Here is a 6272-nt window from a genome sequence, read left to right on the forward strand (position 1 = left end):
GATACGCGCCTGCATCCCCGGCCGAAAGCAACGCAAGATCCCGGTCAAATTCGACAAGCGCCGATACAGATGGCGCAACCGGATCGAGATCATGTTCGGCAGGCTTAAGGATTGGCGGCGCGTGGCAACCCGATACGACCGATGCCCCAAGGTCTTCCTCTCAGCCATCGCCCTCGCCGCAACCGTCATTTATTGGCTATGAGATGCCGTAACGGGGCCTGCGTCACGCACCGCCGTTGCCACTTGCCATATCAGCACCGCGCTGTCGCCATTCCCGTAATGAACCTAGATGGAGGATGACGGGATGAAGTTGTTTGTTGGATTGGATGTATCGCTATCGAAGACCTCGGTCTGCGTGATCAGCGAGCACGGCAAGATCATCAAAGAGGCTGAGACTGAAAGCGAACCCGAGGTTCTGACGCGCTGGCTCGACGATCTGGACGGCAGCATCGCGGCAATCGGTCTGGAGGCTGGGCCACTGTCGCAATGGCTGCATCGAGGGCTGACCGAAGCTGGCCTTGGTGCGGTTCTCATGGAAACGCGGCAGGTGAAAGGAGCGCTGAAAGCAATGCCGATCAAGACGGACCGTCGGGATGCCGAAGGGATTGCGCGCCTTCTCCACCTCGGCTGGTTCCGTCCGGTTCACTGTAAGTCGGTATCGGCTCAGGAAGTCCGCGCTGTTCTCGGCGCCCGGAAAGCCATTCAACAGGGCATGCTCGCATTGGAAATGTCGCTGCGTGGACTGCTACGAAACTTCGGTCTGAAGGTCGGTGCGATCTCTCGCGGTAGATTTGAGGCGCGCATTCGGCAATTGGCGGTTGGCAATCCAATGTTGGTAACTGCGACAGCACCTATGCTGCGGGCCAGAGAATCTCTACGACAGGAACTGGCTGGTCTCGAAAAGCGCGTGCGCCAGTATGCCGGAGACGATGCAGTATGCCGTCGTCTCATGACAATGCCGGGGATCGGTGCAGTCGTAGCGCTGACCTTCCGCGCAGCTGTCGATGATCCGGCCCGCTTTCGGTCTTCGAAGAGGGTTGGTCCTTGGGTTGGCTTGACGCCCTCACGCAACCAGTCCGGTGAACGGGATGTGTCAGGCGGCATCACCAAAGCCGGAGACGTCAATCTGAGGCGAGCATTATGCCAGGCAGCAACCGTCATGATGAACCGTGGCCGATCGACATGGCTGAGAACATGGGGAGCTCAGCTCGCGCAGCGGCGCGGTCGTAAAATCGCGATGGTCGCTCTCGCACGCCGCATCGCGGTCATTCTTCATCGTATTTGGGTAGATGGCACAACTTTCCAGTCAGCTGCGGCGCCGAACACTGTCTGACAGGATGATACCCCACCCGTTGCCTGCCTGATTGCAGGCTTTCGAGGTCCCGCAGGGACGTGGTTCCGATGATGCCGTGGTCTGGACTGTCGCTGACTTCCGTCAAGTACGCCTATGAGATGGGCACATCGGAATTACATCGAACCAGCATCATGTTGGCAGCCGCCGCGCTGACCACGAACCGAAGCATGTACCCCAAGGACCTCAGCCGAAAGCCGCGACAGAAGCCAAGACGGGCACCAAGAATATCAAAGAAACCGCTATGGCGGATCAATCGTCTTGCGCAAAACCGCTTGACTGGGACGCCCCCGTTACCGAAGTCCTGACCCTAAGTTTCTTATAGGATACCCAGGTGTAGAGGCCATGACGCCAGACTGCGGAGTGGAATACTGGCACCTTCTGTTCGAAGGGCATGAAATTCTTTATGCAAATGGCGCGCAGGCCGAGAGCCTGTATCCAGGGGCACAGGCCTTGAAAAACTTGAGCGTCGAATCCCACAATGAACTGGCGGATCTATTTATTGAACGGGGAAAAGTCGGCCGCCCGATGACGTTCCGGCCTGCGCGGATTTTTGCAACGAAGCGGCAAAGCCGCAATCTTATCCACCGTTCGTTAAAGAACGGAAAACCGCTTTTTGATACCGTAGTCAGTGCGCAGAAGAATTCACGTCCGGTCTCCGTATCGAATTACGAGGATCATGCCTCATAGCGTGGTGTAGCTCATGGCTCTCCGGGCTGATGGACGGTTCCTAGGAGGATGTGCTCGCCTATGGCACCATCGCCCCCGACGTCGCGCGCAGATTGCTGGATGCGGGGCGTGTTGACGAGGCGTTCGACATCGTCACCCGTGCCCGCAACGCCGAGGACGGCAAGTCAATCCGGATGTTCCGTTACGATCTCGATGCGGTCTATGAAGAATGCCTCGAAAAACAGGGCAAGACGGAGGAGTTGGCGGCGCATCTGCGGAGGACCTTCGAACAGACCCTCAGCGCGCCCTGCCTTCGAAAGTACCTGAAACTGCTTCCCGATTTCGACGACATCGAGGCAGAGGAGGCTGCCCTGGACTTTGCCGAGGCCTATCCGCATCTGGGTGCGGCGATCAGTTTCCTGGTGACCTGGCCATCTCTCGGCCGCGCGGCGCGGATCGTGGTGGCGTGGGCCGAGGAACTGAACGGGGATTCCTATCACACCCTCACGAGCGCGGCAGACGCTCTCGAGGCCGAGCATCCGCTCGCCGCCACACTGATGCGCCGTGCCATGGTGCTGGACACGCTGACCGGTGGAAAATCCACGCGCTACCGCCACGCGGCGCGCCATCTGGCCGAATGCCGGTCCTGCGATGCGACCATCACGGATTATGGTGACCACCCCTCCCACGCCGAGTTTTTCGAGATGCTCAGGAAGGAACACGGTCGAAAACATGGGTTTTGGCGCTTGGTCGCTTCGTGATTCCGGCCCTTCGATGACATTCAGCCAAAAAAACCTCCTCAGCACTGCGTTCACTGAAGCGGATGATGTGGATGGCTCCAGCTCCACCCGGCGTCGCAATGCGCCATACTGCAGGTGTCAAAATCTGCTTTTGAGAGGAGCCACCCAATGCAAGTAAAAACCATAGGACTGGATCTAGCCAAGGATGTTTTCCAGGTTCATGGAGTTTCTGTGACCGGCGACAAGGTCTTCAACAAGAAGATCAAACGCGCAAAACTGTTAGAGTTCTTCAAGAGCCTACCGCCTTGTGTTGCGGGCATGGAGGCGTGCGGTTCGGCCCATCATTGGGGGCGTGAGCTTCGGAAGTTAGGTCACGATGTTCGTTTGATGCCAGCAACTTACGTCAAGCCATATGTCAAACGTGGGAAAACTGACGCGGTGGATGCGGAGGCAATCTGCGAAGCAGTTGGCCGCCCGACAATGAGATTTGCCGAGATCAGGACGGAAGATCAGCAGGCCCTTTTGACGGCACACCGCACGCGCGAGCTCATCGTCCGCCAGAGAACCCAGGTCTCGAACATGATACGTGGGATGTTGCGTGAGTTCGGCTATGTTCTTCCAACCGGGGTCGAGGCTATGGTCCGCTTTTCCAAAAATCATCTTGAAGGCGATCTACCTAAAATTCCGGAACTGGCGAACGGGGTTCTCGGTACCTTGTGTTATCAACTCCTTGGGCTTAGCGCCCGAATTGAAGGCTTTTCCAAGTTGATTGAAAGCCATGCCCGAAACGATGCCAATGCGCGGCGATTGATGCAGGTGCCTGGGATTGGCCCAATCACGGCATCAGCTATTGTGGCGACCATCGGCGACGCCAAACAGTTCAAAACCGGACGAGATCTGGCCGCTTGGCTGGGCTTAACCCCGCTCAATAAATCCAGTGTGCATATTCCGGAGAATCCGCCCACCCATTCCGACAATATGCGCCCACCTGTTCCGGGCTATTCGCCCACCTTTGACGCGTTGCCTTGAGGCATAGGTTTCGGGGTATCAGGTTTGGGGTGTTCCGTCATCCATTTTGGCGATGGTCTTGCGCATGGACTGCCCTTCGAGTTCGAGGCGGTAGGCGTTGTGAACGATGCGGTCGAGGATAGCGTCCGCAAAGGTCGGCTCGCCGATGACATCATGCCATGCCTTGATGGGCAGCTGGCTGGTGATCATGGTTGAGCCGCGGCCGTAGCGGTCTTCGACTATCTCCATCAGATCGCGGCGCTGCGGTGCGGTCAGCCGGTCCGGCCCCCAGTCATCGAGGATCAGCAACTGGGCTTTCGTGAGACTGCGGAACAGGCGGGGGAAGCGGCCATCGCCATGGGCCATTTCGAGCTCCTCGAAGAGGCGCGGCATGCGCTTGTAGAGCACGGTGGTGCCATCGCGGCAGGCGGCCTGCGCCAGGGCGCAGCCCAGCCACGTTTTGCCGACACCGCACGGGCCGGTGATGATCAGATTGCGCTTTTCGGTGATCCACTTGCCCGTGAGCAGGCTCTGGAACAGGGCTTTGTCGAGGCCGCGGCGGGCGCGGTAATCGACATCTTCCGGGCAGGCGCCCACATGGCGCAACCTGGCCGCGCGCATGCGGGCGTCAAAGCGCTTGGTCTCGCGGCTGGCGGCTTCACGGTCGGCAAGCAGACCAAGCCAATCGGCGTGGGTCAGACCGGCGGCGCTGTCCTGCGCCTGCAATTCGGCAAAGGCCTCCGCCATGCCATCGAGGCGCAGGGCTTTCAGGCGGTCGAGGGTTGGGTGGGTCAGCATGAGTATCCTTTCAATGGAAGTAGTCGGCGCCACGGATGTTGGGGTGGGTGATAGCAGGCTCCTCCGCGGCGCGGGTGCGGGGCTTGCGCTCCAGCCCGTTCTTCAGGATCGAATGGACCGATGAATAGGAACGGGCGTTGATCTCGAGCGCCCGCTTGCAGGCAGCGTCAAGGCGGTCCCGGCCGAACTTGTCGGCCAGGCGGATCACACCCAGGCAGGTGCGGTAGCCCTGTTCGGGATGTTTGCGCCCGCGCATCACCACCTCGGCGAAGATCGCCACATTCGGGCCCACACGGGTGGCCCGGGCATGGATGCGCTGCGGCGTCCAATCTTCGCGGAACCGGTGATGGGCGGGCATATGATCCCGCTGGGTGGAGTGCTGTCCATTGCCGGAGGTGCGGACATGCGAAGCCACGCGTTGTCCGCCGTGGAAAGCCTCGACGGTGCGGGCGGTGATGCGGGCCCACAGCTCTTTCTTCACCAGCTGATGCGGCACGGAATAGTAATGCCGGCCGATTGCGATGTGGTAATCGATCCCCGCGCGGCATTTCTTCCATTCGGCATAGACGTAGGGCTCCGCTGGCAGCGGCTTCAAGGCGGGCCTGTCCAGTTGTTCGAACAGCTGCCGGCGGCTGGCGCCAAGGTGGCGGGAGACCTTGTTGTTGAGCCTGTCCAGCAACGGGCGGATGGCGGCGTTTAATTCCTCAAGGCTGAAGAATTGCCGGTTGCGCAGCCGCGCCAGGATCCAGCGTTCGACCAGCTGGACAGCGCTCTCGACCTTCGCTTTGTCCTTGGGCTTGCGCGGCCTCGCGGGCACCACGGCAGTATCGTAATGCGCTGCCAGATCCGCGTAGGTGCGGTTGAGCTCGGGATCATAGAAGCAGGCCTTGGTGACGCCGGCCCGAAGATTATCGGGCACCACCTGGGCGGCCACCCCGTCAAAAAAGGAAAAGGCCCGCACGTGGCTGGCGACCCAATCCGGCAGCGTCTGGGTCCAGGTCGCCTCGGCGAAGGTGAAGCTGGAAGCGCCGAGGGTGGCGACAAACAGCTGCGCGGCGCGCACCTCGCCGGTCTCGGGGGCGATCACGTCAATCGTGGCTCCGGCATAGTCGACGAACAGCCGCTCGCCTGCCGGATGGCGCTGGCGCATCACCGGCGACAGCTTGCCTTCCCAGCGGGTATAGAGCTCGCAAAAGCGGCTGTAACCGAAGCCGTCAGGATAGGCCTCGCGGTACTCCTCCCACAGAAGGGAAAGCGTGACGCCCTTGCGGCGCAATTCCCGGTGGACATAGGACCAGTCCGGTTGCGATGTGCGGCGCTGGTTGGCACGAGCAGACGGGGCGAACAACCGCTCCTCGAGGTCAGCATCGGACATCTCCGGCGGCAGTGGCCAGCTCAGGCCAGCGTCGCGGGCGCGATCCAGGTATCCCCGCAGGGTCGTGCGGCCAATTGCCAGGCTCGACGCCATCTGGCGGGTCGACAGGCCCTCGGCTGAAAGTCGCAGTACGTCTCGTATCTTCCGCATTGGCAATCTCTTCATCGCGCTCCCTCCGGTCCCAAAAGAACCGCAAGGTAGCGGGCTGCAGATCGCCTCGCAGCAACTCGTCAGAGGGGTGGGCGAATAGCCCGGAATCGACGGGCGGATAAAATCGGAATGGGTGGGCGCATCAGATCGGAATCACTGGGCGCGTGCGCCCGGAATACGC

General features: G+C 60.4%; 7 protein-coding genes. 5 read left to right on the forward strand and 2 right to left on the reverse strand.

All coding sequences use genetic code 11. The features are described from left to right. The 5 genes from AC0KW6_RS22720 to AC0KW6_RS22740 form a co-directional block, all read left to right on the forward strand. Window positions 1-202 (forward strand): transposase (locus AC0KW6_RS22720; protein ID WP_474036199.1); only part of this gene is annotated, 202 nt, incomplete at its 5' end. A 102-nt stretch (window positions 203-304) separates the two neighbouring features. Next, window positions 305-1333 carry an IS110 family RNA-guided transposase gene (locus AC0KW6_RS22725; protein ID WP_474035971.1) on the forward strand — a complete coding sequence of 343 codons (1029 nt, stop codon included), beginning with the start codon at window positions 305-307 and terminating at the stop codon, window positions 1331-1333. A gap of 339 nt (window positions 1334-1672) precedes the next feature. Next, a complete protein-coding gene (locus AC0KW6_RS22730; protein ID WP_474036202.1) occupies window positions 1673-2041 on the forward strand; it encodes a Hint domain-containing protein in 369 nt (122 codons plus the stop codon). A gap of 50 nt (window positions 2042-2091) precedes the next feature. Further along, window positions 2092-2781: a DUF6880 family protein gene (locus AC0KW6_RS22735; protein WP_474036200.1), complete on the forward strand. Its 690-nt coding sequence runs from the start codon at window positions 2092-2094 to the stop codon at window positions 2779-2781. 147 nt (window positions 2782-2928) lie between these two features. After that, the gene (locus AC0KW6_RS22740; protein ID WP_474036201.1) at window positions 2929-3789 is read left to right on the forward strand and encodes an IS110 family RNA-guided transposase; all 861 of its coding nucleotides are present in this window, start codon (window positions 2929-2931) and stop codon (window positions 3787-3789) included. 18 nt (window positions 3790-3807) lie between these two features. On the opposite strand, the gene istB is transcribed toward AC0KW6_RS22740, so the two are convergent. Both istB and istA read right to left on the reverse strand, forming a co-directional pair. Beyond that, a complete protein-coding gene (gene istB / locus AC0KW6_RS22745; protein ID WP_474036079.1) occupies window positions 3808-4566 on the reverse strand; it encodes an IS21-like element helper ATPase IstB in 759 nt (252 codons plus the stop codon). A gap of 10 nt (window positions 4567-4576) precedes the next feature. Next, window positions 4577-6106: an IS21 family transposase gene (gene istA, locus AC0KW6_RS22750; protein WP_474036078.1), complete on the reverse strand. Its 1530-nt coding sequence runs from the start codon at window positions 6104-6106 to the stop codon at window positions 4577-4579. Window positions 6107-6272: the final 166 nt, after the last annotated feature.

The sequence above is a fragment of the Leisingera sp. SA215 genome (assembly GCF_055902035.1).

What these genes read in the sequence shown, in the direction of transcription:
- AC0KW6_RS22725 (WP_474035971.1), top strand. Translation starts at nt 305, where the DNA reads ATGAAGTTGTTTGTTGGATTGGATGTATCGCTATCGAAGACCTCGGTC.
- AC0KW6_RS22740 (WP_474036201.1), top strand. Translation starts at nt 2,929, where the DNA reads ATGCAAGTAAAAACCATAGGACTGGATCTAGCCAAGGATGTTTTCCAG.
- istB (WP_474036079.1), bottom strand. Translation starts at nt 4,566, where the DNA reads ATGCTGACCCACCCAACCCTCGACCGCCTGAAAGCCCTGCGCCTCGAT.
- istA (WP_474036078.1), bottom strand. Translation starts at nt 6,106, where the DNA reads ATGAAGAGATTGCCAATGCGGAAGATACGAGACGTACTGCGACTTTCA.